Here is a 24,838-nt window from a genome sequence, read left to right on the forward strand (position 1 = left end):
TCGACGGCAGGGTGTGCCGGGGACGCTTGCTGCATGCCCGATCACCGCAACCCCGCACTGTCCCGCCGCACCGTCCTCCGCGCCGGAGCCGCTGGCGCACTGATGATTCCGGCCGGAACGACACTCGCCGCATGCAGTCGCGGTGACGCGTCCCCGGGCGTTCGACGCGACCGTCCGACGCTCACGCACGGCGTCGCCGCGGGCGACATCGCGACGACGGGCGCGCTGATCTGGGCGCGCTCGGACCAACCGGCACGGATGCTCGTGGAGACTGCGGCCACCGAGTCGTTCGCGAACGCGAAGACCTTCCGCGGCCCGCGACTGACCCCCGCGTCGGACGGCACCGGCCGGTTGCGTGTCGCCGGACTCGAACCCGGGCAGACCGTCCACTATCGGGTGACGCTCGAAGGCGACGACGGTGCTCGGTCGGAGCCGACGACCGGTGTCCTCGTCACCGCGCCGACATCAGCGGCCGACATCACCTTCGCGTGGTCCGGCGATGTCGTCGGCCAAGGGTGGGGGATCAACCCCGATCTGGACGGCATGACGATCTTCGGGGCTATCGCCGACGCCCAACCCGACTTCTTCCTGCACTCTGGCGACGCGATCTACGCCGACGGGCCGGTCGAGGCGACCAAGAAGCAGAACGACGGCAACATCTACCGGAACATCACGACTGACGCGAAGAGCCGACCCGCTCAGACTCTCACCGAATTCCGCGGCAACTACGCGTACAACCTCAGCGACAAGCACTATCGGCGGTTCGCGGCGTCGGTCGCGCAGATCATCGCGTGGGACGACCACGAGGTGATCAACAACTGGTATCCCGGCGAAGACCTCACCGGTCAGAAGCGTGAAGGCTACACAGAGATGAACGTCGACATCCTCGCCGACCGTGCACGCCAGGCGTGGACCGAATGGCAGCCTGCCACGCTCGGCGACGGCGACAGGGTGTACCGGAAGGTGGCGTACGGACCACTGCTGGACGTGTTCGTCCTCGACATGCGGACCTATAAGGACGCCAATCCGGATGCGTGGAAGACCAGCGACGACGGCGGGATCCTTGGCGCCGCCCAGACGCAGTGGCTCATCGACGGTCTGACGACTTCGACAGCGACCTGGAAAGTCGTAGCGAACGATCTGCCGCTCAGTATCGTCGTACCGGACACGAACAGCGACCGCCCGGGCGCGCGTCCTTCGATGGAGGCCGTCGCACAGGGCGACCCGGCGGCTCCGCTCGGTCGCGAGATCGCGTTCTCCAAGATCCTGTCGGCGACCAAGGACGTGCCGGGCATCGTGTACCTGACCGCCGACGTCCACTACACGGCGGCCATCTCGTACGACCCGAACCGGGCCGGATATTCCGACTTCTCGCCGTTCTGGGAGTTCGTGTCGGGTCCGCTGCACGCGGGCGCTTTCCCGGAGAGCCCGCTCGACGGCACGTTCGGCGCGAAGTACGAGTTCGTGCATGCCCCGACCGAGGCGGACACCTCGCCGGCCGAAGGATTCCAGCACTTCGGCAAGGTCACGATCTCCTCGGCCACCGGAACATTGACCGTCGACCTATGCGGTGCGGACGGAAAGTCGTTGTACCGCAAGGAGTTGACTCCCGAGAAGTGAAGGCCGGTTCCGGCCGTGCGCGAACCGGCCTTCACATCACTGGTCGTGGCGCTCAGGCCCCGGCAGGTTTGGTGATCGTGACGGTCTCGTCCCACTTCGACGTGGTCAGCGCGATATCGCCGTCCGTCGTGTTGATCGACAGTTCGACGAGGTTGTACGGCGCGGCGGCGGCGATGTAGGCGGTCGCGGGATGCTCGCCCTTGAGGGCTCCCGGACCCTGCGTCGGGAAGATGGCCTCGAAGTCGGTGGAGTCGAGCGTTCCGGTGATTTTGACGGCCTTCACACCGTTGCGTTCGTGGGTGCCCGCCACCTTCGGGTTCTTGAACTTCGCGAGCACGTTCGCTAAACCTTTGTCTTCCGACAGCACGACCGACGGGTCGTATGAGCGCTCGCCCGCCGGAGACGTCTCCCACTTCGTCTTGCCCGACTCTTTGATATATAGGGTGCCGCCGACGATGACGAATTCGGCGTCTTTGTACTCGTCGGTCAGGCGGAACTTGCCGTCGCCCTTGGCCGCAGGCTCGGGCTTCACGACGACGTCGGCGTTCAAGTCCTCCACTGGGAGACCCTTGAACTCCGGGTCGGCCTTCAGTTCCATGTGGACCGCCGACGTCAGACGAGTGGTCTTGGAGGCTTGATCGAGGAGAGCCGCGGCGTCGTTCAAGTCGACCTTCGGCGCCTCTCCCGAGCGCGGTCCCTCGGAGGTCGGCGGGGCGGAGTTCGTCGGTTCGTCGCTCTTGGTCTCGGACGAACAGCCGGTCAATACCACGGCGCAGATGGCCATGGTCGCGACTGTCGGGGCAGCCCAACGCTTCACTCTGGACGAGGCCGGGTATGTGTCTGATTTCACAAATCGGTACAATACCGCACACTCGAAGCGACCGGAATGAGTTCGACGCGTATCTCTACCGTTTGAATGAATACCGCTGACGCTCTTGCGTCCGCATGCGAGAGTCGATCGCATCAGGCAGCTCGCCGAGCATGCCACTAAGAGGAGAAGGCGATGTCATCGGACGGTGTTCAAGCAAGTGAGGCGAACGGTCTCCCCGATGATTCCCCCGGCCCCGATCTCGGGCGGAAGTCTGCGCCGGACGGTGGTCCGCAACTCTCCGACGTGTGGGTCTACAACGGCAAGGCATATGACCTGTCCGATTGGATCTCCAAGCATCCGGGTGGCGAGTTCTTCATCGGAAGAACCAAGAATCGCGATATAACGTCGATTATCGGCTCATATCACAAAGACCCCGAGAAAGTCGGTCGTATGATCGAACGGTTCTCCCTGGGGCGGGATGCGGTGATTGAAGACGTCCACCCGAAAGCGAACGCGCCCGCCTTTCTCTTCACCGAGGGATTCGACAGTTGGCGCGACACTCCGCACTACGATTTCGGCAAGCGTACCGACCTGCTGCACGCTGTGAAGAAGCGTCTCGCCGAACCCGAGCTCGTCGCTCGTATCAAACGCATGGATCGGATCTTCGACGCCGTCGCGATCACGCTGTTCATCGCGTACTTCGCCGTGATGGGATTACGGCTCTACGACACGTCCTGGATGCCGCTCGCCGCATTCGTCGTCGCGATGGTCGTGTTGCGGAGTGCGATGGCAGGCATCGGCCACTATGCGATCCATCGTGCTCAGAAGGGGGCGAACAAGCTCGCGGTGAACGCCTTCGACATGAACTATGTCGCGCTGTCGTTCGTGACGGCCGACGGCCATGCCCTGCTGCACCATCCGCACACCCAGAGTCAGGTCGACATCAAGAAGAACGTCTTCACCTTCATGATGGATCTTCCACGTCTGTACCGAGTTCCGATCCACACTCTGCACAAGTTTGGGCACACAGTCACCGGAATGACGGTCCGCTTGTTGGAGATCTGCAAACTGACTCGGCAGGTTGGGATCGCCGACATGTACGGCTCGTGGCGGGGCGGTCTGCCGCATTTCGTCGGAGCATTCGGTATGCGAATCCTGCTGCTTGGCGAATTCGTGGTCTTCATCATCGCAGGCGACGTACTCGCGTGGGTGCTGCAGTTCGTCGCGACACTGTGGATTTCGACATTCCTCGTGGTCGCCAGCCACGATTTTGAGGTGGACGCCGACGAGATCGAAACCGATACTGACGATTGGGCGGTCAACCAGGTGGAGCAGGCCTACGACCTGAAAGTGATCGGCAACCGTTACCTCGATTGCTTCCTCTCGGCCGGGCTGAGTTCGCACCGCGTGCACCATGTCCTGCCGTATCAACGCAGCGGATTCTCGAACATAGTGACCGAGGAAGTTCTGCGGGAAGAGTCCGCGCGGTTCGGCGTCGAATGGCTTCCGGCGAAGAGCTTCTTCACCGATCGGTTCCCGAAACAAATCAAAACCTACCTTGGTGCTCGTTCCCGGACCGCGGAAGAGAACGACTGGGGGTTCGTCCGAGAACACTTCTCGTTGACCGCGATCAAGACGTGCGCCGACTACTCGGTGAAGGGATTCACCGGGATCGGAACGGTCTGAGGTGATCATTCGCCCGATCGATGAATTGTTCTCTCCAAACCACGAACCGGACATGATTGTGAATCAGACGTTCGCCCGCCAGAAAGGACCGTCATGACCCTCTCCTTCGATTCGCAGAACCGGCCGAATGCCGTACCTGCCGGAGGCTTCATGGCCGACGAGCGGCCGTCGCCCCCGACCACGGTCGCCGTGATCTCCTCGCTCGCGACCGGAGCACCGCGCACCGTGTTCGACCAGCAAAGCGCGGCGCACCGCGCCGCGCAGATCATCGACGATTCAGCGCAACGTGAACGGATTTTCCGGGTGTACGAGAAGACCCGGATCGCGAGCCGTCACCTGGCCATCGACCCGACCACTCCCGAGTTCGTCGAGTTCAGCAAACGGGCGGGCACCGTCCGCGACCGGATGAATCTGTACTTCGAGCACGCGGTCCCGCTGGCCGTCGACGTCGCTTCTCGCGCGGTCGCGGACCTCGACGACCCGGCATCCGCCATCGGTCTCGTCGTCTTCGTCACCAGCACGGGCTTCATCGCCCCGGGTGTCGACGTCGCCGTTATCAAACGCCTCGGCCTGGCTCCGTCGGTGAACCGCGTCGTCGTCAACTTCATGGGGTGCGCGGCAGCCGTGAACGGCTTGCGCACCGCGACCGACTACGTCCGCGCCCATCCTGACCGCAAAGCGCTCGTGATCTGCCTGGAGCTCAGCTCGGTCAACGCCGTGTTCGGCGACGACGTCGTGGAAATCGTCACCCACAGCCTGTTCGGCGACGGTTGCGGCGCCATGGTCGTCGGCGCGAGCGAGGTCGGGCGTGAGCTGCCAGCCGGCCAGGTGGTTGTGCGGGACACGTTCAGCCACCTATTCGCCGACACCGAGGACGGGATCGTGCTCGGCGTCAACGATGACGGCATCACCTGCGACTTGGCTCAGAACCTGCCGGAGTACATCTACCGCGGGGTGGGCCCGGCGATCGACGAGGCGATCGGACGCTCTGGCCTGGTGCGCGACGACATCGCGTTGTGGGCCATCCATCCGGGCGGGCCGGCGATCCTCGAACAGTCGGCGAGGTCACTGGGCCTCGCCGACGACCGGTCGCGCGCGAGCTGGGACGTGCTCGCCGAGTACGGCAATATGTTGAGCGTCGCGTTGGTATTCGTGCTCGAGAAGCTCATCGCCGCCGACGACGACGACGGATCGACGCTGTCGACCGGAGTGGCATTCTCCTTCGCGCCCGGTGTGACGCTTGAAGGAATACTCTTCGACCTGGTCCGATAGCGGGGGATGTACGTCATGAAACTCCTCCGGTTCCTCGTGTCGGTCTCCTGGACCGGCATTGTCGCCGCCGTCGTCATGGGACTCATCGGCGGTGGTGCGAACGCCTACCTGGTCACCCAGATCAATGCCGCGGTCGCGCCCCCGGGCGCGGACACGGACCCGTCGTGGCAGCGCTTCGCGGTCACCGTCGCCGTCGTCATCGTGACCGGGCTCGCGTCGCAGATCCTGTTGATCCGACTCGCGCAGGACGCGATCTATCGACTTCGAGCCAAGCTGAGCGCAGGCGTCGTCTCGGCGCCGCTGGAACACCTCGAACGTCTCGGCACGCATCGGCTGCTCGCCACCCTCACCGAGGACGTTCGGTCGCTGTCGATGGCTGTCTCGGCGATTCCCAGCATGTGCGTCGACGTCGCGACCATCGTCGGCTGTCTGACTTACCTCGCTGTGTTGTCGACGCCGTTGTTCGCGATCCAGGTAGGTGCGACACTCATCGCGATCGGGGCCGTCGAATCGTTCCTGAAACATGTCCGCGGCATCTTCCGGTCGGCACGTGAGAACGAGGACGACCTGATCAACTCGTTCCACGCGGTGAGCGTCGGCATCAAGGAACTCAAAGGGCACCGTGCGAGGCGACGTGACTTCATGGATCGTCGGCTTCTCGGGACCGCGAGCGAATTGCGCAGCAAGAACGTCGAAGCCGGCGTCAAGTTCTCGCTCGGCCAAAACATCGGTCAGGTTCTGCAGCTCGCCACAATGGCGGTGATCCTGTTCGGCGTCGCTTTCTGGCTGGACCTCTCGCAAGAGACGATGGTCGGCTACGTGATCGTCACGACGTTCCTGGCGATGCCGATGCAGAATTTCATGAGCCGAATTCCGGATCTGCTTCGCGGCGACGTCGCACTCGCCAAGATCACTTCGCTCGAACTCTCGATGGGCGCCCTTCATGACGAGGAGTCACTCCCGTACGTGGAACGTCCGCTCGCGTCGCCAGCCGAACTTGCGTTGTCGGGCGTCGCGTACACCTATCTCACTGAACAGGGGGCGAGCGGTCCGCCGCCGCCCGGAGGTCCGGGGCCCGGTGACCGTGTGCGCCCGGACGTCAACTGGGCAGCCGGCGGGCGGTCCGAAGGGGTGCCCGACGGTCGTCTGCCGCAACGTCCGGGGCGTGGCGGCCGACCCGTCGGTCCGCCGCCAGGACGGAAGGGTCCACCGCCGCCCGACGGACGTGGACCGGGCGGACCCGGCGGTCCGCCGCCGACTGGCTTCCACCTCGGACCGATCGACGCGGTCTTCCGGCCGGGCGAGATCACGTTCATCGTCGGTGGCAACGGCAGCGGCAAATCGACTCTCGCCAAGCTGATCACTGGTCTCTACATCCCGCAGCAGGGCGTGATCACGTTGGACGGCGAACGCATCGACCACGAGAACATCGAATGGTTCCGGCAGAACACGTCGGCGATCTTCACCGACTTCCACTTGTTCGACGAGTATCTGGGATTCGACCGGCCCGGTCTCGATGATGAGGTCCGAGGCTATCTGGTGATGCTCGGTATCGCCGACAAGGTGACAGTCCGCGACGGACGACTGTCGACGGTCGCGCTGTCGCAGGGCCAACGCAAACGGCTGGCGTTGGTCACCGCGATGCTCGAAGACCGCCCGATCTATCTGTTCGACGAGTGGGCCGCCGACCAGGAACCTCAGTTCCGGGACCGGTTCTATCGGGTGATACTCGCCGATCTGGCCGCGCGCGGGAAGACGGTCATCGTCATCACCCACGACGACCGCTACTTTGACGCCGCTGACACCCTGATCAAACTCGAGGTCGGTGTGCAGGAGCACACCGCCGGATCCGCACGACGAGAAGGTTCCAGATGAGTTCGCTCCCATTGAGTTCGCCCCCATCGAGGTCACCTCTGATCACGCCGCTGTCGGTGCGGGTCGCGCAGGCGCGCCCCCAGATCCTGCGCAGCAGCCCGGCGTCGCTGGGCCGGACCCCGGAGAACGACGTGGTCGTCAACCATCCACTCGTCTCGCGCACCCATCTGGCATTCGAATTCGTCGACGGCACGTGGTGGGTCATCGACCGGGGGAGCACCAACGGCTTTTACGTCGACGGTGTTCGGTCGCAGTCAGTGCGCGTCACCCGGTCACTGCAGATCCGGTTGGGCGACGGCGGCACGGGGCCGCTCGTCGACGTCGCCGGTCAGGCGGCTTCGGTCGATCAGCAGTCCGCGCGGACGTACCAAGGACCGCCGCCGCAGGGACCGCCGCCGCAGGCACACCGGCCGGGGTCGGTGCCGAGGACGGCTCCGACTCCGGCTCAGTCGCCACCCGGCGGTTACCGGCAGGCCCCGCCCCGGTTTGGCGCACTGCCCGATGCGCCGCACCTGGCAGCGTTGCACCAAAACGCGTCGGCGGTCTATGAGGTACCCGGCGACCTTCGCGGGCGTGAACAGTTCTCATTGACCGGTGCGAAGACGATCGGTCGCACGCCGGACAACGACATCGTCGTCAGCGACGTCCTCGCCTCCCGCCACCACGCGCGCCTGACGTCGACGCCGCAGGGTCTGATGCTCGAAGACTTGCGCAGCGTCAACGGAACGTTCGTAAATGGGCATCGGGTCGCGTCACGACGGTTGTCGGAGAACGATGTCGTCACGATCGGAAACTCGGACTTCGTCGTGGCGCAGGGGACTCTCACCCGTGGTCGTCCGCAGGCGCAGGTGTCGGGCGGTCTGGACATCAGCGGCATCGGATTCACCGTCGACGGCAAGACGCTGCTCAACGACATCTCGTTCAATGCCGCACCCGGCACGCTGACCGCGATCATCGGTCCGTCGGGAGCAGGCAAGTCGACCGTTTCGAAGATCGCTGCGGGCCTGAACCGGCCGACCGCAGGCGTCGTTAACTTCGAGGGACGCAACGTGCACAGCGAGTACGAGGCGCTGCGCTCGCGTATCGGCATGGTTCCCCAGGACGACGTGCTGCACCACAAGCTGACCTTGCGGCAGGCTCTGCGGTATGCGGCGGAGCTGCGCCTGCCGAAGGACTTGTCGACGGCCGACCGCGACGAGGTGATCGTCGGCGTCCTCTCCGAACTCCAGTTGATCGAACACGTCGACACACGCGTGGAGAATCTGTCCGGCGGACAGCGCAAACGCGCATCGGTGGCGATGGAACTGTTGACCGGTCCGTCGCTGTTGATCCTCGATGAGCCGACCTCTGGGCTGGATCCCGCGTTGGATCAGCAGGTGATGCGGACGTTACGCAGGCTGGCTGACGCCGGTCGTGTGGTGCTGGTGGTCACGCATTCGCTGACTTACCTCAGCCTGTGCGACCAGGTCCTGTTGTTGGCGCCGGGCGGGAAGACCGCGTTCTGCGGAGCGCCGGGCGACGTCTCCGCCGAAATGGGCACCACCGACTGGGCCGAGATCTTCGCTCAGGTCGCCGAGCAGCCGGATCGGGCATGGGCCCGGTATCGGACGCGACATCCGCACACCGCGCAGCCGCCACAGCCGCCACCAGCGGGACAGCCGCCGAAAGTGGTGCACGCCAGCCTTATTCGTCAGCTCAGCACACTCGGTCGGCGGCAGGTGCGGCTGATCCTCGCCGACCGCGGGTACCTGGCTGTTCTCGTCCTGATGCCGGTGGTGCTCGGACTGCTCGTCCTCGTGGTCCCGGGTGACAAAGGGTTCACTCGTCCCGACATGAAAGGGCCCGCACCGAGCGATGTCGGCGAAGCACTCCAGATTCTCACCGTGCTGGTGATCGGTGCCGCGTTCATGGGTACCGCGCTAGCCGTGCGCGACCTGGTCGCTGAACGAAGCATCTTCGAACGCGAGCGCGCCGTCGGACTTCGGCCCGCGGCGTATCTCGCGGCCAAGGTCGTCGTGTTCTGTGTTGTGGCGACCCTGCAGGCAGCCGTCATGGTCGGCCTCACATACGGACTGCGCGCGATGCCGAACGCCGACTCGTCGACCGAACCGGGTACCGCGTACCCGATGATCCCGCCCGCGGTGACGTTGTTCCTCGCGGTCGCCACCGTCGCGTGGGTCGGTGTGCTCGTCGGGCTCGCCATCTCGGCAGCGGTCCGTTCCAGCGAGCAGACGATGCCACCGCTGGTCATCGTGATCATGGTGCAGTTGGTCCTGTCCGGCGGCGTCATCGCGATCAGTTCTGCCGTGGTCCAGCCGTTCACATGGCTGCTGCCGACCTACTGGGGTTTCGCGAACGCGGCGCAGGCGGTCAACGTCCCATACATCGCACCTGACGTGTCGCAGGTGAACCCGGTGGACCGCGCGGCACGCGACGATCCGATGATGTACCCGTTCTGGGAACCGTCGACGACTCATGCGGCGGTCTCGTACGGTGCGCTCGCGGCGATCGGGGTAGTGCTGGCGGCGTTCGTCTTCTGGCGACTGCGGCTACGCAAGCACTGATTGTCCACGCAAGCACTGGACGTCGTTCCCCTTTCACTATAACGGCGGGACGGGGCCTTGCGGCAAGGGGTGGGTGCGGGTGCAGAATGGTGCCTCCACATCACGAAAGGGCCCTGTGACCAGCACTGTCTTTCACCTCTCCGATTCTTCTTCGTCGAAGTCCGACCCGGCAGTGATAGGTCTAGACGTGTCGGCGTTCGACGCCGTACGACGCCGAGTCGACGAGCAGACCGCCGAGACGACGGCCGAACTCGACGCCGCCCGCAAGACGACGGATCTGCGTGGCGCGGGCGGCGTGGAACGCGACCTGCAAGTGCGTCGCCTCGAGAGACGCCTGCGTCGGCTCTCTCGGCTCGGTGCGGAACTGATCCTCGGACGGATTACCGCGACAGACGGGGAGTCGACGTACATCGGCCGGATCGGCGTCTCCGACGCCGACGGAGCGACGCTTCTCGTCGACTGGCGGACGCCGGCCGCCGCACCCTTCTTCGCCGCGACCCTCGCTGACCCGCAAGGGCTGGTGAGCCGCCGCCACTACCGGTGGTCACGCCACCCTGCGGGCTCGCACGGCGTGGTTGTCGACTATTGGGACGAGTGGTTCGGCATTGGCGACGACACGCCGAGCGGCGCTCTCGACGCGCAGTCGTCGTTCCTTGCCGGGCTGGCGGCGAGCCGCTCGTCGACGATGACGTCCGTGCTCGGGACCATTGCGGCCGATCAGGACGCGGCGATCCGCGCGCCGTCGCGGGGACCACTGGTGGTGGACGGGGGCCCAGGCACCGGCAAGACTGTCGTCGCGCTGCACCGCGCCGCGTATCTCCTGTATGCCGACCCGCGGTTACAGGGCGGCCGTGGACGCATCCTGTTCGTCGGACCGCACCGGCCCTACCTCGCGTACATCGCCGATGTGTTGCCGAGTCTCGGCGAGGACGGCGTCGCCACCTGCACGCTCGCCGACCTGGTGGCGGAGGGGCAGCGGGCGGTCCCTGAATCTGATCCGGAGGTGGCGGCACTCAAGGCGAGCGTCGACCTGGTCGCGGCGATCGAACCTGCCGTGCGCTTCTACGAGGAACCTCCCCGCGAGGGCACTCAGGTTGAGACCGATTACGGGGACGTGTGGGTGAGCGTCACCGACTGGGCCGAAGCCCTCGGCGCGGCCGAACCCGGATCGCCCCACAACGAAGCGCGCACCGACGTGTGGGAGGCGCTCCTCGACATCGTCACCGACGGTGAGGACGACGAGTCGGGACAGATGCGGGCCGCCGTGGCGGCCGACCGGGATCTCGTCGTCGCATTCGGCAAGGTGTGGCCCGTCATCGAAGCCGACGACCTGGTGTCCGACTTGTGGACCGTCCCCGCGTACCTCCGACGCTGCGCACCAGACCTGACAGAAGCCCAGGTCTGTGCGCTGCAACGCACAGACGCCAAGGCGTGGACCGACGCCGATCTGCCGCTTCTGGACGCCGCGCGCAGACGTCTCGGCGACTCTGATTCTGCCCGCCGCGAGGCGCGCAACCGAGCCGCCGCCGCCGAGCGCACGCGCACGATGGACAGCGTGGTCGACGATCTCATCTCGTCGTCCGATGACGGTGAGGCGCTCGTGTCGATGTTGCGCGCCGAAGACATCCAGGGTGTCATCGTCGACGATTCGGGATCCGAACGCCCGGAACCGGACTCCTTCGCCGGACCGTTCGCCCACATCGTGGTGGACGAAGCGCAGGAGTTGACAGACGCGCAGTGGCGGATGCTTCTCGACCGCTGTCCGTCCCGCAGTTTCACCGTGGTCGGTGATCGGGCACAGGCCCGGGACGGCTTCACGGAGAGTTGGACGCAGCGACTGCAGCGCGTCGGCGCGGGGGAGCCCCGGCTTCGCACGCTCACCGTCAACTACCGCACTCCGGAAGAGATCATGACGGTCGCGGCTCCGGTCATCCGGCAGGCGCTGCCCGACGCGAACGTCCCGACATCGGTCCGCTCGGGTGGGATACCCGTCGCCTACGGCGACCTCGCCGACCTCGAATCGACTGTCGCGGACTGGCTGCGCGAGCACGCCGACGGCACGGCCTGCGTCATCGGCGCACCCGGATTCGACGCAGGCCCGCGCGTGTCGTCGCTGACGCCGACCCTCGCTAAGGGGTTGGAGTTCGACCTCGTCGTCCTCGTCGACCCGCAGCAGTTCGGCGAGGATGTCGCCGGAGCCGTCGACCGGTACGTTGCGATGACCAGGTCCACACAGGCGCTCATCGTCCTGACGAGCGAGTAACCTCGGTCCATGCGGATTCGGGCAGTCGTCGTGACAGTCATGGCAGTCATCGTCTCGCTGGTCGCGGGAGGACTTGTGGCAGGGCAGGCGACTGGCGCGCCGCCTGCACGCATTCTCGGCGTGCCGATGGCAGCGGGCACCGGTGGGCTGACCCCGGAACTTGCGGTTGCCTACACACTCGCGCGCCATGATGCGCAGCGGGCAGGCGTCCCCATGCGCATCACGTCGGGCAAACGCTCCCGTGCCGCGCAGAACCAGTTGTGGCAGCAGGGGATCCGCGACTACGGCAGCGCCGCGCAGGCCCGCCGGTGGGTGCTGCCTCCGAATCAGTCGACGCACGTCACCGGTCATGCGATTGATGTGGGGCCGCGCGCGGCCGCTGCGTGGCTGCAGCGCAACGGCAACCGGTACGGCCTGTGCCGCTCATTCGACAACGAATGGTGGCACTTCGAGTTCGCGACCCTTCCCGGCGCCGCGTGTCCGCCGAGAATCCCCGACGCGAGCCACCGACGTTAGGTGGGTGTCGCGAACGTAGCGTTTCACGCGTTGCGCAACTGGTCGGGCATCTGCGGGGATTTCGCTGGCGGACATGGTCCAGGAAAGGAAGCCATGTCTATGCCAGACTACCGGCGGGGCCGGGCGCCTGAGTGGACTGCCATCCATTGGAAATAAAGGAGCCAATCCTGTGCCCACAGGAGCGATGTCCCGGCCCTACCGTACGACATAGCGAACGGTGTGCCGTCTATCGCATATTCGAGGTCGCCAGTCCTACCGCCCCAGCTTCGAATAGTTGTCTCGATTGCCGCGGTCTCGGCGTTCGCGGCATAGATGGCTGCGGCGTCGGTGGCCGAGTCGGCCTGGTGGTGCGGTCGATCGTGTTCGTTGTCGATGGCGTCTGCGAACTGGCCGGCGATTAGAGTCGAAGCTGCCCGCAACTGAGCGCCTGCCGTCTCGTCTGGCAGTGGTGCCAGACCGTAACTTCGTAATTCGCTGACCATGGTCGCAGTAACGAAGGCGTGGTCGACGGCGTTGGCGACGGTCTCCCACGCAGCAGCGTCGGCACCGTCGGCCCCGCCCTCGCTGAGCGCTACATCGAACGCGTCCGCTCCCCGAGCTCGGGCTACTACGGCAATCTGCGCCGACTGTTTGACGGCTTCCTCGTCACTGTCCGCCATGGTCGACGTGACGTAGGTGTACGCAGCGGCCACATAGTCGGCGGTGCTGCGGACCGACTCGTCGAGCACGCCGCGGACCCGATCGGCCACACCGTGCGGCCATAAGACGGCGGTGATGACCAGGCTCACGGCCAGACCGACTCCCACGTCTATCAGCCGCCGGTCGCCGACCGCCAGCGACATCTCGTGACCGGCAAGGGAGACAAGCATGACGAACCAGACGGTGAAGCCGGCCTGCTTGGCCACAATCGCGTACTTGCCGGAAGGGCTCCAAACCGTCAAGAAGGCGACGAACGGCAGTAAGCAGATGAGCGCAGACATGTTTTTCCCGATCAGCGCGACAAGGCCCGCGCAGACGACGAACCCGAGGACGGTGCCGACTGCCACCCAGAGCGCGGATTTGCGGGAACCGACTGCAGTGAGCTGCAGTGACGCCGCGATACCTAAAATCACCCAGAATCCGGTCTGCAAGTGCATCAGGTCGATGATCAACACGGCGACGGTGACGGCGACGGCGGTCCGGATCGCCTGACGTAGCCACGGTGAGGCCAGAGTCAGGTTGGAACGTAGCAATGGGACCGGATCTGAGGCGCCGTCGATTCTTGAAATGTCGGTGACCAGGTCCTCCCTGGAGAGGTCAGCCACTCGCTCGCGTGCGCCCTGCCCGAGTGCGAAGCGTGTGTGTCGAACCGCCATCGCCGTCAGAAACGACGTCAAGCGCGCGTAGAAACTCGCGTTCGCCGTCTCGATGAGTTCGGTGATCTTCCCCTCCGATACGAGCAGATCGGCGAGGTCCGGATATTTCGCAATATGTTCGGCGCGTGCGCGGTCCAACGTCGCGGACACCGCCTCGGGCAATAGTTTGCCGGTGTTCAAGGCTTCAGCGCAGGCCATCAAGGTGTCGTGGGTAGCACACAATAGGTCGCTGTCCACCGGAGTCGACTCCGTCGCCTTGCCGGACAGCCAGCGGATCGAGTAGCGCAGCCGCTGCGCGTCGTCGACCAATTGGACGAGCCCGCGCTCCTGCGTGGTGAGGTTCCCCGGTCGGGCGAGCTTGCCGCGGAAGACCGCGCCGAGGGCTTCGTTCGCTGCCGCTACATCGCCCATTAGCGCCGTGACCTGATCCGCAGTGGCCCCCGGTCTCATAGGAGGCGATCCCGCGATCATCTTTGCCGATGCGGTAAGTGTTGCGGCGATCGCGCGCTGGACGGCTGGGGTCTCGCGGTTTGGCCAGAGCAGGACAGCGGAGACTGCCGCCACTGTGACCCCTGCGGCGTAGCACGCCACGCTGACTGAAAGGCCGTCCAGCGGCGCTTCAGTAGTGACCGCGACGATGAACGGCAATAGCAATGAGAGATAAGCGGACCGGACATACCCGCGCAGCACTGTCACGTAGGCCAGTGCGAGGACCACCACCAGCGTGACGACCAGCTTTGCCGCGAGGTGAGGCTGCACCACCGTGCCGATCGCGATCAGCACAAGACCGGTGGCGCCCGTCAGGACGTACGCCAAGAATCTACTGCGCAGCGGCCCTTGGAAGTCCGAGAGGACCAGCAGGATGAAGACGCCGAAGGTGGCGTAGAAGCCGCTGGTGCCGACGTCTAGTACTAGATTCATCACTACTGCCACGGAGGTGACGACGACTGCTGACCGGGTCGCTTTGCCCACCGGGCGATTGCTCGCCGACGCCGCAGGCTTCAGGTCCGCGCTCGTCGTCGCGCCGGATGCGTGTTCAGCGATTCCGTCCTCGGCCAACGATCCTCGCCGACGAGTCCGCCGAGGCACCCTCTCAAACACAAGCGCACACTCCGCACTGATAGAAGACGACCGGTGGCGACCACCTGTCAAATACCGAACGTCGATCGGCGCGCGCGGCTTCGCGATCGCAGCACGCCGGGGCTGAAGATATCATTTTCACGGTTCGCCCGACTGTGAAGCTCGCGCTGAGGTCGACGCAGAATCCGATCGAGTTCGTCGCCGTTACGAAGAACCAAGCGAGATCGGAAAATTCGACAGAACTGGTCGCCCCAGCTTCGGGAGTATTTGAGCACTTACAGCACGCGACACTGGCCGATTCGATTCCCGTAGGCCACGATGGATGCGTGGCAGACAACGAGGGGGCCGCGACCGGCGAGTCGACGACCGACGACGGGCGCCGATATCTGACGTACGAGGAGTTCGGCCGCCGCTTCTTCGAGGTCGCCGTCACCGAGGCTCGGATCGGAACAGCATTCGCGGCGGTGGCTGGCGAACAGTTTCAGGTCGGCCCGATGGTGGTCGGCCCGGCCGGAGTCGCGAAGGTCCGCGCGGACGTCGAGATCGCCGAGCCCGAGATTCTGCGGACAATCGGCGACACGATCGCCTTCACCGTCAAACTGCCATTACGGATCGCGCTCCTCGTTGACTTGAAGGTCGACCGGATCCGATACGACGTGGAAGGCGTCGTGACGTTGCCACTGACCGTGCGGTGCGCCGAACCGCTACAACTGCGAATCGAAGTGCAACCCCCCAAGCCCCGCGACGTGATCGTCGATGTCTCCTCGTACAACATGCGCGGATCGATCATTCGCAACCTGGCACAGGTGGACGACGAGATCCGCCGGGTCATCGCGCGCTTCGTCGCCGACGAAGTAGACAAGCCGGAGATCAGACAGGCGCGGCTTATCGACGTCGACGTCGAACTCGGCAAAGCGTTCGAAGGCATCTGACGCGAGCAACACGACAAGCAGGAGGCAGAAGTGAGCGAGAACGGCGACAATGGCAGCGGCGAGAACGACAGCTACGTGACAGTGAACCAGCCGTACGAACGAGACACCCGCTACATCGAGACGCGGATCACGCGCGACGGCTCCGACGGGTATCCGGTGCAGGCTGGCCGGTACCGGCTCGTCGTCTCCTACGCGTGCCCCTGGGCCAATCGGACAATCATCGTCCGCCGCCTATTGGGGCTGGAGGACGCGATCAGTATGGGGGTGTGCGGACCGACCCACGACAAGCGGTCGTGGACCTTCGACCTCGACCCCGGCGAAGTGGACCCCGTCCTGGGCATCTCGCACCTGCAGCAGGCGTACTTCGCGCGGATCCCCGGATACGAGAAAGGCATCACCGTCCCGGCGATCGTTGACATCCCGTCCGGTGCGGTGGTGACCAACAATTTCCCGCAGATCACCCTCGACTTCGAACAGGAGTGGGTCGACTTTCATCGGTCCGGAGCCCCAGACCTGTATCCCGAAGACTTGCGTGCCGAGATCGACGAGGTGAACGCTCACGTCTACCGCGACGTGAACAACGGGGTCTACCGCTGCGGCTTCGCGGGGTCACAGGAGTCGTACGACGCCGCCTACGATCAGTTGTTCTCCCGTTTGGACTGGTTGAGCGAACGACTCAAAGATCAGCGGTACCTCGTCGGTGACACCATCACCGAGGCCGACGTGCGCCTGTACACGACGCTCGCACGCTTCGATCCCGTCTACCACGGGCACTTCAAATGCAATCGAGAGAAGCTGTCGGAGATGCCGGTGCTGTGGGCGTACGCCCGCGACCTCTACCAGACGCCCGGGTTCGGCGACTCGACGAACTTCGCCCACATTAAGAGTCACTACTACGAGGTTCACCGGGACATCAACCCGTCCGGCATCGTCCCGAAGGGGCCCGACCTCGCGAACTGGAACACCGCGCACGGCCGAGAGCTGCTGGGCGGTTCCCCATTTGGGAAGGGAACCGCCCCGGCAGCCTTGTAGGGCGCGCCCTCAGCGCATCGCCGCCTGTACGGGAGCGGCCGTGTCCACGTCGGTGCTCGCCATCTTCTTCTTGACCGACGGGATCAGGAGGGTGATGGCGACGCCGACGAACGCGGCGATCGCGCCGACGAGGAAGCACGTCTCGAACGCCGAATGTGACGGGACCGCGATGCCACCGTGTGTGACGGTTGCGCTGGTCATGATGACCGCCATGATCGCCGACGAGGTCGTGGTGCCGACGGAGCGCATGAGGCCGTTGAGGCCGACCGCCGCGCCTGCCTCGGTAACCGGGACGGAGCCCATGATGAGGGTCGGCATAGCGGCGTAGCCGATGCCGACGCCTGCGGAGGCGATGAGCGAGGCGAGCGCGAGCTGCCACGGCGCGTTCATCAGAACGAACCCGCACAGATAGCCGAGGCCGAGGACCGTGGCGCCGATCGCGAGGGTGAACTTGGCCCCGATCGAATTCATTAGGTAGCCCGACACGGGCGCGAACACCATCATCATCAAGCCGCCTGGTGCCATCCAGAGGCCCGCATGCAGGATCGACTGCCCCATGCCGCCGGTCTCCTCGGGCAGTTCCATGAGCATCGGGATGACAACGGCCTGCGCCATCATGCCGAAGCCGATCGCGACCGCGGCGATGTTCGTCAGCAACACGGACGGGCGAGCCGAGGTCCGCAGATCGACGAGAGGGCTGGAGGTGCGAAGCTCGAAGAGACCCCAGAGGATGAGGACCGCGAAGCCGCCGAGGAGGAAGCCGAGCGTTGTGCCTGAAGTCCAGCCCCAGTCATTGCCCTTCGTGACAGCGACCAGCACGCTCGACAGGCCGATTGCGAGTCCGATGGTGCCGATGAAGTCGAACCGTCCGCCGACGGCATCCTGGACCGCGGGAACAGCGAAGAACACCAGAGCGACGATGACCAACGCCAACACGACTGACACCCAGAACAGCATGTGCCAGTCGAATTTCTCCGCGATGAATGCCGACAGCGGCATACCGATAGCACCGCCGACACCGAGCGTCGCGCTCATTGCCGACACGGCGAAGGCCGTCATCTTGGGCGGGGTCACCTCGCGCATCAGGCTGATGCCGACCGGGATGAAGCCCATCGCAAGTCCCTGCAATGCGCGGCCGCCGATCACCGGGATGAGCGATGACGACAGTGCCGGGATCAGCGAGCCGATCGCGAGGAGCAGCGCGCTGTACAGGAGGATCCGGCGTTTGCCGAACATGTCGCCGAGGCGGCCCGCGACCGGCATGGCAACGGCACCGCCGAGCAGTGTGGCGGTGATGATCCACGACGCATTGCTCACGGAGGTGCCGAGGAGTTCGGGCAGCTGCGGCTGGATCGGGATGATCAGCGTCTGCATGAGCGACGCGACCAGGCCGCCGAGGCAGAGCACGATGACGGTGACCATCGGCGAGCCGGCGGGTCGGTCCGGTGTCGGGAGCGTCATACGCTCGCCAGCGTCGTTTTCCGATGACATTCGGTGTGATTCCTTCAGTAGTCAGGCCGTGCACGAGTGTGCGTATGGACGCTACATATGTATGATGCATATTCAAAATCGGACGTCGTGGAATACTCGCTTGGCGAGCCGTGTTCACCGGCCGTCCACCCTGCTCGAAAGGAATCGATCGCGTGCCTTCGGAATCGGACGATCCTGTTCTGTCGTCGCCGTTGTACCAGGGCCTCGTCGATGAACTACTGCGGTTTCGTCGACGACGAAACGCAGTCGACGACGGAGCGATCCTCGACGTGTCCGCGTTCTCGATCCTCTGGCTGTTCGATGACGGTAGCGCTCGGACGCTGCGTGAACTAGCCGACGAACTGTGCCTGGAGCAGTCAACGGTGAACCGGCAGGTCAATACCGCGGTGAAGCACGGCTACATCGAGCGCTTCGAGGTTCCCGGGCAGATCAGCCGTCTATACCGCCCGACGGACGAGGGGCGCGCCGCCTACCTGCATGACGGACTTCGACGCGCTCGACGCCTCGAAGCGATCCTGGCCGATCTCGCACCGGGAACCCCGGAAGGGCTCTTGAAGGAGTTGAGTGCCTACAACGACGCCTTCGACAGGCACGCCGACGACAAACTCTGACGATCGGACGTGCCGTCGACGCTGCACGTCCACCCGCGCTCACCCTCCTGCTCCCACCGAGTGAGATGCAGTCCGCTCGTGACGCCGTCGGCGGTCACCGTAGCGGCGTACTCCTCGATCACGGTCTTCTCGCTCGTGTCGTCGGTGCGGGTGTACGCCTTGCAGAACAATGTCCACAGCAGAGCGGCATCCATCTCGACGCCGGTGTCGTCGGCGTGACGTTGGACGACGCCTGCGAAGTCGATCTCCAGCCGGCGCGGTAACCGCAGTCCGTACGCGCTGTCGAGCAGATATCCGATGCCGCCCTTGCCTGACTGTGAATTCACCCGGATTACCGCGTCGTAGGAGCGGCCGATATCCGCCGGATCGATCGGCAGATACGGGACCTCCCAGCTGCCGGCAGTCGCGAGGGTGTCCGCGCGGCGTGCCGCGAAACCCTTGCGTATCGCGTCTTGATGGGTGCCGCTGAACGCTGTGTGCACGAGGTCCCCGACGTACGGGTGGCGTGGATGCACCTCGATGCCGGTGGCGTGTTCGACGACGCGTCGAACACGATCGATGTCGGAGAAGTCGATCATCGGGTCGACCCCTTGTGCGTGCAGGTTGAGTGCAAGCGTCGCGATATCTACGTTGCCGGTTCGCTCGCCGTTGCCGAAGATGCAGCCTTCCACACGCTGCGCGCCGGCCAGTACGGCGAGTTCGGCACACGCGATCCCGGTTCCGCGGTCGTTGTGCGGATGCACCGAGAGGATCACCGAATCGCGGCGTGCCAGATTCCGGTGCATGAACTCGATCTGGTCGGCATACACGTTCGGCGTCGCCACTTCGACCGTTGCGGGGAGGTTCAGGATCACCGGACGGTCGGGCGAAGCCTCCCACAGTTCCGTCATCGCGTCGCACACGTCGAGCGCGAAATCGGGTTCGGTGAGGTTGAATACTTCCGGGGAGAACTCGAATCGGACATTGTCCCGGTCGCCCGCGAACTCGAGGACGTCGCGGCCGCCCGATGTGATCAGTTCCAGCAGATCGCCGCGGTCGCGGCCGAGCACCACGTCGCGCCACACGGGTGCGGTGGCCGTGTACAGGTGGATCACGACGTCGCCACGGGCTCCGTCGATCGAGGCGATCGTCCGTTCGATGAGATCGCGACGTGCGGGCGTGAAGACGACGATCGTGACGTCGTCGGGGATGAGATCCTGTTCGATGAGCAGACGGACGAAGTCGAAGTCGGTCGCCGACGCGGACGGGTAGCCGATCTCGATCTCCGTGTAGCCGATGTCGACCATCATGTCGAAGAACGCGCGTTTACGCGTGGGGTCCATCGGTTCGGGCAGTGCTTGATTGCCGTCGCGCAGGTCGACTGGCACCCACTGTGGCGCGCTGTCGATCGTGTTCGACGGCCAGGTGCGCACCGTCGCGGGAATGTTCACCCGGTGGTAGATGTCGCGGTACTTGTGCGACGGCATGCCGGACGAGCGTTGGTTGTTCCAGGGGGTGGTCATGGCGGTGATCCTTGGTCAGAACTGGTGTGCGGAGATCGGCGTGCGGAAGGGGCCGCGTCGAGTCGCCGATCTCTCGGTTCAGGACTCGCCGCGGCGGAGAAGGAGGAGGAACTGCTGTCGCATGCCCTAGAATGTAGCAGAAGTACTCAGACAAGTAGAGAGGTTGGGGATGGCGGAGCGTGTGCAGAGGGTGCCGTTGGCCGATCAGGCGGCGGCGCTGCTGCTCGATCGGATCCGTGACGGCGAGTGGAAGCTCGGTGCAAAGCTGCCCGGCGAGACGACTCTTGCCCCACAGTTGGGTGTCGGACGCTCCACGGTTCGCGAGGCCATCCGGCAACTCGCCGGTCGGGGGGTGCTGACCACACGTCAGGGTGCCGGGGTCTTCGTCGCGGCCCTCGACGCGCCCCACGACCGGGCGGGCATGATGAGTCGCGCATCGATCGTCACGGTTATCGAGGCACGTATCGCAGTCGAGACCGAAGCGGCGGCTCTGGCGGCACAGCGGCGGACGCCCGCCCAACTGCGAGCGATCGGTAAAGCGCTCGCAGCACGCGCGGACGCCGTCGAATCGGCGTCCGCCCACGTCGACGCCGATCTCGACTTCCATCGGGCCATCGTCATCGCCGCCGGGAATGAGATTCTCACCGATCTCTTCGACCTGTCCACACCGCGTATGCGAGAGGCGATGATCGACATGCTCGCGATCCGCGGCGAGTACGGCGGCACCGCCGACCACGACGCGCACGCAGAACTGGCCGAGGCCGTCGCAGACCGCAGACCTGACGCTGCCTCCCGCGCCAGCCGTACGCACCTCGCGGATATGAAGGAGAAGCTTGCATGACCAATGCCGTCTTGAGGCTCGAGGCCGTCACGTTCCGTCGTAACGGGCGGGAGATCCTGCACGGAATCGATCTGACTGTTCGCGCTGGCGAACACTGGACGCTACTCGGACCCAATGGCGCAGGAAAGACGACGATTGTGGGATTCTGTGCGGCGCAGACACATCCGACCTCGGGGACCGTCGACGTACTCGGTAAGCGACTCGGCCGCGTCGACATGCAGGAATTACGCCGTCACATCGGACACGTCAACCCGCGACACCCGCTGCGTTCGCCGCTGTCCGTGCTCGACGTCGTCCTCACCGGCTTCACCGGCACGATCGATACCGCGATGCGCTGGGAGCCGAGCGCGGTGCAATTGGATCGCGCGCGTGCGGTCATCGCCGAGGTCGGCCTTGCTGACGGATCGGACTACCGGTGGCCCGACTTATCGCAGGGCGAGCGTGGTCGTGCACTTCTCGCGCGGGCGCTCGCGCCCGAACCGGACCTGCTGCTTCTCGACGAACCGACGACGGGACTCGACGTCGCTGCTCGCGAACAATTGCTCGAGACCATCGACTCCCTCGCTCAGACATCTCCAGAGGTCGCGTCGATCCTGGTGACCCATCATCTCGAAGAGCTGCCCGAGACGACCAGCCATGCGATGGTGATCGCCCATGGCGCCGTCGTCGCATCGGGCCTCGTGCGCGATGTCGTGACCACCGAGGTGATCAGCGACGCGTTCGAGCATCCGATCGCGGTCGGGCACGAGTACGGACGCTGGAGTGCCCGCGCCATCAGGCGGACGGCGGTCGCGCGCGGCGGGGAATAGGGTAAGGGGCGCTAGGGTTGAACAGTCTGGACTGATGATTCAGGCGGGTTCGGCGGTGAAGGAGAGCGCACGGGTGACGAGGCAGCGAAGTAACGGTTCGACGATGTTCGCCTCCCTCGCCGAACCGAACTTCCGCACCTACGTCGCCGGTGCGTTCGTCTCCAATATCGGCACCTGGGTGCAGCGAGTCGCCCAGGACTGGTTGGTGCTGCAACTGTCCGACAACTCGCCAGTTGCCGTCGGTATCACCACCGCCCTCCAATTCTTGCCCGCGCTGGCGCTCTCGCCGGTCGGCGGACTGCTCGCCGACCGCTTCGACAAGCGCAGGCTCCTGATCTTCACCCAGTCGTGGATGGCGGTCTCGTCGGTGGTCCTCGGCCTCCTCGCGGTGACCGGATCCGCTTCGACCGGGCACGTGTATCTGCTCGCATTCGTGTTCGGCATGGGTTCTGCGCTCGATGTCCCCGCCCGCCAGTCGTTCGTCTCCGAGATGGTCGGTGCCGAGCGACTCACCAACGCGATCGGACTCAACAGCTCCGCGTTCAACGCCGCCCGTCTCATCGGCCCCGGCGTTGCAGGCCTGATCATCGCGGCATTCGGCAGCGGGTGGGCGATCCTCACCAACGGGGTCAGCTATATCGCGTTCCTCATCGCTCTGATGCTCCTCGACGAGGCGAGGCTTGTCCGCAGCGAACGGCTACCGCGCGCGAAAGGCCAACTGCGCGAAGGCTTCCGATATGTCACGCAGCGATCCGACTTGGTGGTCGCGCTCGGCGTCGGATTCGCAGTCGGTACGTGGGGAATGAACTTTCAAATGACCAACGTGCTGATGGCCCGCAACGAGTTCGGCCTCGGAGCCACCGCCTACGGTGTGCTCGGCTCGGTGATGGGTATCGGATCGTTGTTCGGTGCTCTGCTCGCTGCCCGCCGCAGGGCCGCGCCCAGCCTGCGGTTTGTGGTGGTGTCCGCGTCCGTGTTCGCCGTGTTCCTCGGCATCTCCGGCCTCGCACCGACCGCCTACGTGTACGCCGTCTGCCTGCCGCTGCTCGGGCTCGCCGCGCTCGTCACGCTCACCGCCACCAATATGTACGTGCAGACCAGCGTCGACCCGCAAGTTCGCGGTCGTGTCATGGCGCTCTACATGACGCTGCTCATGGGCGGCACACCGATCGGATCGCCGCTACTCGGGCTGCTTGCCGACCACTTCGGGCCGCGTGCCCCGATGGTCGGCGGAGCGCTCCTTCAGGCGGCGACCATCGTCATCGTCGTCCTCGTCGTCCGGGCGATGATCGCTCGCCGCGGTGAGCATGAACGTCAGACGCCGACGACACCGTCGGAGACGAGCCGCTCGGACTCCGCCGCGTCGTAACCCAGTTCGGCGAGCAGTGACCTACTGTGCGCGCCGAGCGCGGGCACGTCACCCATTGGGAGTTCGACGTCGGCGAACCCCATCGGCGGCAGGAGCCCTTGCACCGGACCCACCGGAGTCTGCACAGTGCGCCAACGGTCCCGTTCGGACAGCTGCGGATGGTTCACCAAACCTGCTATGTCGTTGACCTCCGCGGACGGCACCCCGGCCGCGTTCAGACGGGCGGCGAGGTCGGCCCCGGCGAATCGGGCGGTTTCCGCCGCCACCGCGATGTCGCATTCCGCGCGGTGCGTCACCCGGTCGGTGTTCGACGCGAACCGAGGATCGTCGGCGACATCGGGCCGACCGAAGACGTCGGCCATCAGAGACTGCCAGCCGCGATCGTTCTGCACGCCGATCAGTAGGCGACCGTCGGTCGTCGGATAGGAGTCGTACGGCACGATGCTGGCGTGCCCGAGACCGTGCCGCGCAACCTGTCGGCCGGTATGCATCTGGACGTACATGGGATGCCCGATCCACTCGGCGGTCGCATCGAACATCGACACGTCGAGTACTGCGCCGCGCCCGGTTCGCGCCTTCCTGAACAGGGCGGCGAGCACCGATTGGGCGAGGTAGAGACCTGCGGCGATGTCGGACGACGGCACCCCGGTTTTGCTCGCGGCGTCCGGGGTCCCGGTCAGTGAGACGAGACCCGTCTCGGCCTGGATCAGGAGGTCGTATGCCTTCCGGTCCCGGTAGGGGCCGTCGTCGCCGTATCCGCTGATGCTCGCCGTGATCAGCGTCGGGTCGGCCGCCGCCAGGTCGGCGGGATCCAGGCCCAATCGGGCGGCCGCTCCCGGGGCCGAGTTCTGAACGAAGACGTCCGCGAACTCGATGAGCCCACGCGCGACCGCGACGCCATCGGGCGACTTGAGGTCGAGTGCGATCGACTCCTTTCCGCGATTGAGCCACACGAAATGGCTGGCCATGCCGTCGACGGCATGATCGTAGTTCCGGGCGAAATCGCCTTCACCGACCCGCTCCAGCTTGATGACCCGAGCGCCCAAGTCGGCGAGGTGTCGGGTCGCCAAGGGGGCTGCGACGGCGTGCTCCAACGCGACGACTGTGACGCCGTCGAGAGGAAGATCGGTCACCGCGCTGCTCCTGTCTGCTGATTCTGGTGGGTCCTGAGGCCCGATGATCTGTTGACGATAGCTCGCCGGGTCGCCC

The 24,838-nt window shown here is 65.2% G+C and carries 18 protein-coding genes; 13 read left to right on the forward strand and 5 right to left on the reverse strand.

Going from position 1 to position 24,838, the window contains the following annotated elements; genetic code table 11:
• Positions 1-33: 33 nt before the first annotated feature.
• Entirely contained in the window at positions 34-1,620 is a 1,587-nt protein-coding gene (locus MP11Mi_RS15130; RefSeq protein WP_420039705.1) for an alkaline phosphatase D family protein, read from the forward strand.
• Between the two features lie 52 nt (positions 1,621-1,672).
• Here MP11Mi_RS15130 and MP11Mi_RS15135 read toward each other — a convergent pair whose 3' ends face one another.
• Complete coding sequence (locus MP11Mi_RS15135; protein ID WP_420039706.1) at positions 1,673-2,404, reverse strand: LppX_LprAFG lipoprotein; 732 nt, start codon at positions 2,402-2,404, stop codon at positions 1,673-1,675.
• Positions 2,405-2,623: 219 nt separating this feature from the next.
• Between MP11Mi_RS15135 and MP11Mi_RS15140 the strand changes: the two genes are divergently transcribed.
• The 6 genes from MP11Mi_RS15140 to MP11Mi_RS15165 all read left to right on the forward strand — a co-directional run bounded on the left by MP11Mi_RS15140 (position 2,624) and on the right by MP11Mi_RS15165 (position 12,607).
• A complete protein-coding gene (locus MP11Mi_RS15140) occupies positions 2,624-4,117 on the forward strand; it encodes a fatty acid desaturase (RefSeq protein ID WP_420039707.1) in 1,494 nt (497 codons plus the stop codon).
• Positions 4,118-4,210: 93 nt separating this feature from the next.
• Positions 4,211-5,389: a type III polyketide synthase gene (locus MP11Mi_RS15145; protein WP_420712800.1), complete on the forward strand. Its 1,179-nt coding sequence runs from the start codon at positions 4,211-4,213 to the stop codon at positions 5,387-5,389.
• Between the two features lie 15 nt (positions 5,390-5,404).
• On the forward strand, positions 5,405-7,264 hold the full coding sequence (locus MP11Mi_RS15150; protein WP_420039708.1) for an ATP-binding cassette domain-containing protein: 1,860 nt from the start codon (positions 5,405-5,407) through the stop codon (positions 7,262-7,264).
• The gene (locus tag MP11Mi_RS15155; protein ID WP_420039709.1) at positions 7,261-9,828 is read left to right on the forward strand and encodes an FHA domain-containing protein; all 2,568 of its coding nucleotides are present in this window, start codon (positions 7,261-7,263) and stop codon (positions 9,826-9,828) included. The genes MP11Mi_RS15150 and MP11Mi_RS15155 overlap by 4 nt, the downstream gene beginning before the upstream one ends.
• A 115-nt stretch (positions 9,829-9,943) precedes the next feature.
• Entirely contained in the window at positions 9,944-12,091 is a 2,148-nt protein-coding gene (helR, locus tag MP11Mi_RS15160; protein WP_420039710.1) for an RNA polymerase recycling motor ATPase HelR, read from the forward strand.
• 9 nt (positions 12,092-12,100) lie between these two features.
• Positions 12,101-12,607: a M15 family metallopeptidase gene (locus tag MP11Mi_RS15165; RefSeq protein ID WP_420039711.1), complete on the forward strand. Its 507-nt coding sequence runs from the start codon at positions 12,101-12,103 to the stop codon at positions 12,605-12,607.
• Positions 12,608-12,714: 107 nt separating this feature from the next.
• Here MP11Mi_RS15165 and MP11Mi_RS15170 read toward each other — a convergent pair whose 3' ends face one another.
• On the reverse strand, positions 12,715-15,021 hold the full coding sequence (locus MP11Mi_RS15170) for an FUSC family protein (RefSeq protein ID WP_420039712.1): 2,307 nt from the start codon (positions 15,019-15,021) through the stop codon (positions 12,715-12,717).
• Between the two features lie 347 nt (positions 15,022-15,368).
• Here MP11Mi_RS15170 and MP11Mi_RS15175 point away from each other — a divergent pair, with 347 nt between their 5' ends.
• Both MP11Mi_RS15175 and MP11Mi_RS15180 read left to right on the forward strand, forming a co-directional pair.
• Positions 15,369-15,974 (forward strand): hypothetical protein, encoded by a 606-nt coding sequence (locus MP11Mi_RS15175; RefSeq protein WP_420039713.1) that lies wholly within the window; start codon positions 15,369-15,371, stop codon positions 15,972-15,974.
• A 30-nt stretch (positions 15,975-16,004) separates the two neighbouring features.
• A complete protein-coding gene (locus MP11Mi_RS15180) occupies positions 16,005-17,006 on the forward strand; it encodes a glutathione S-transferase family protein (RefSeq protein WP_420039714.1) in 1,002 nt (333 codons plus the stop codon).
• 9 nt (positions 17,007-17,015) lie between these two features.
• On the opposite strand, the gene MP11Mi_RS15185 is transcribed toward MP11Mi_RS15180, so the two are convergent.
• Positions 17,016-18,497: an MFS transporter gene (locus tag MP11Mi_RS15185; protein ID WP_420712801.1), complete on the reverse strand. Its 1,482-nt coding sequence runs from the start codon at positions 18,495-18,497 to the stop codon at positions 17,016-17,018.
• Between the two features lie 152 nt (positions 18,498-18,649).
• Here MP11Mi_RS15185 and MP11Mi_RS15190 point away from each other — a divergent pair, with 152 nt between their 5' ends.
• Positions 18,650-19,108, forward strand: a complete 459-nt coding sequence (locus MP11Mi_RS15190) for a MarR family winged helix-turn-helix transcriptional regulator (protein WP_420039715.1) — start codon at positions 18,650-18,652, stop codon at positions 19,106-19,108.
• Here the strand turns inward: MP11Mi_RS15190 and MP11Mi_RS15195 are convergent.
• The gene (locus tag MP11Mi_RS15195) at positions 19,066-20,574 is read right to left on the reverse strand and encodes a 2-isopropylmalate synthase (protein WP_459076870.1); all 1,509 of its coding nucleotides are present in this window, start codon (positions 20,572-20,574) and stop codon (positions 19,066-19,068) included. The two genes, MP11Mi_RS15190 and MP11Mi_RS15195, sit on opposite strands and share 43 nt — an antisense overlap.
• Before the next feature lie 205 nt (positions 20,575-20,779).
• Here MP11Mi_RS15195 and MP11Mi_RS15200 point away from each other — a divergent pair, with 205 nt between their 5' ends.
• From MP11Mi_RS15200 to MP11Mi_RS15210, 3 genes are all read left to right on the forward strand, one after another.
• A complete protein-coding gene (locus MP11Mi_RS15200; protein ID WP_420039717.1) occupies positions 20,780-21,451 on the forward strand; it encodes a FadR/GntR family transcriptional regulator in 672 nt (223 codons plus the stop codon).
• Positions 21,448-22,260, forward strand: coding sequence for an ABC transporter ATP-binding protein (locus tag MP11Mi_RS15205; protein ID WP_420039718.1), 813 nt, complete (start codon positions 21,448-21,450; stop codon positions 22,258-22,260). The genes MP11Mi_RS15200 and MP11Mi_RS15205 overlap by 4 nt, the downstream gene beginning before the upstream one ends.
• Before the next feature lie 103 nt (positions 22,261-22,363).
• Positions 22,364-23,629, forward strand: a complete 1,266-nt coding sequence (locus MP11Mi_RS15210) for an MFS transporter (protein ID WP_420712886.1) — start codon at positions 22,364-22,366, stop codon at positions 23,627-23,629.
• On the opposite strand, the gene MP11Mi_RS15215 is transcribed toward MP11Mi_RS15210, so the two are convergent.
• Positions 23,575-24,762 carry a CaiB/BaiF CoA transferase family protein gene (locus MP11Mi_RS15215; protein WP_420039720.1) on the reverse strand — a complete coding sequence of 396 codons (1,188 nt, stop codon included), beginning with the start codon at positions 24,760-24,762 and terminating at the stop codon, positions 23,575-23,577. The two genes, MP11Mi_RS15210 and MP11Mi_RS15215, sit on opposite strands and share 55 nt — an antisense overlap.
• Positions 24,763-24,838 lie beyond the last annotated feature (76 nt).

The organism is Gordonia abscondita, from assembly GCF_032711245.1.
Taxonomy (GTDB): Bacteria; Actinomycetota; Actinomycetes; order Mycobacteriales; family Mycobacteriaceae; genus Gordonia.

Coding starts and splice junctions, on each gene's coding strand:
- MP11Mi_RS15130 (WP_420039705.1), top strand. CDS start 34: ATGCCCGATCACCGCAACCCCGCACTGTCCCGCCGCACCGTCCTCCGC.
- MP11Mi_RS15135 (WP_420039706.1), bottom strand. CDS start 2,404: ATGGCCATCTGCGCCGTGGTATTGACCGGCTGTTCGTCCGAGACCAAG.
- MP11Mi_RS15140 (WP_420039707.1), top strand. CDS start 2,624: ATGTCATCGGACGGTGTTCAAGCAAGTGAGGCGAACGGTCTCCCCGAT.
- MP11Mi_RS15145 (WP_420712800.1), top strand. CDS start 4,211: ATGACCCTCTCCTTCGATTCGCAGAACCGGCCGAATGCCGTACCTGCC.
- MP11Mi_RS15150 (WP_420039708.1), top strand. CDS start 5,405: ATGAAACTCCTCCGGTTCCTCGTGTCGGTCTCCTGGACCGGCATTGTC.
- MP11Mi_RS15155 (WP_420039709.1), top strand. CDS start 7,261: ATGAGTTCGCTCCCATTGAGTTCGCCCCCATCGAGGTCACCTCTGATC.
- MP11Mi_RS15165 (WP_420039711.1), top strand. CDS start 12,101: ATGCGGATTCGGGCAGTCGTCGTGACAGTCATGGCAGTCATCGTCTCG.
- MP11Mi_RS15185 (WP_420712801.1), bottom strand. CDS start 18,497: ATGTCATCGGAAAACGACGCTGGCGAGCGTATGACGCTCCCGACACCG.
- MP11Mi_RS15195 (WP_459076870.1), bottom strand. CDS start 20,574: ATGCCGTCGCACAAGTACCGCGACATCTACCACCGGGTGAACATTCCC.
- MP11Mi_RS15200 (WP_420039717.1), top strand. CDS start 20,780: ATGGCGGAGCGTGTGCAGAGGGTGCCGTTGGCCGATCAGGCGGCGGCG.
- MP11Mi_RS15205 (WP_420039718.1), top strand. CDS start 21,448: ATGACCAATGCCGTCTTGAGGCTCGAGGCCGTCACGTTCCGTCGTAAC.
- MP11Mi_RS15210 (WP_420712886.1), top strand. CDS start 22,364: ATGTTCGCCTCCCTCGCCGAACCGAACTTCCGCACCTACGTCGCCGGT.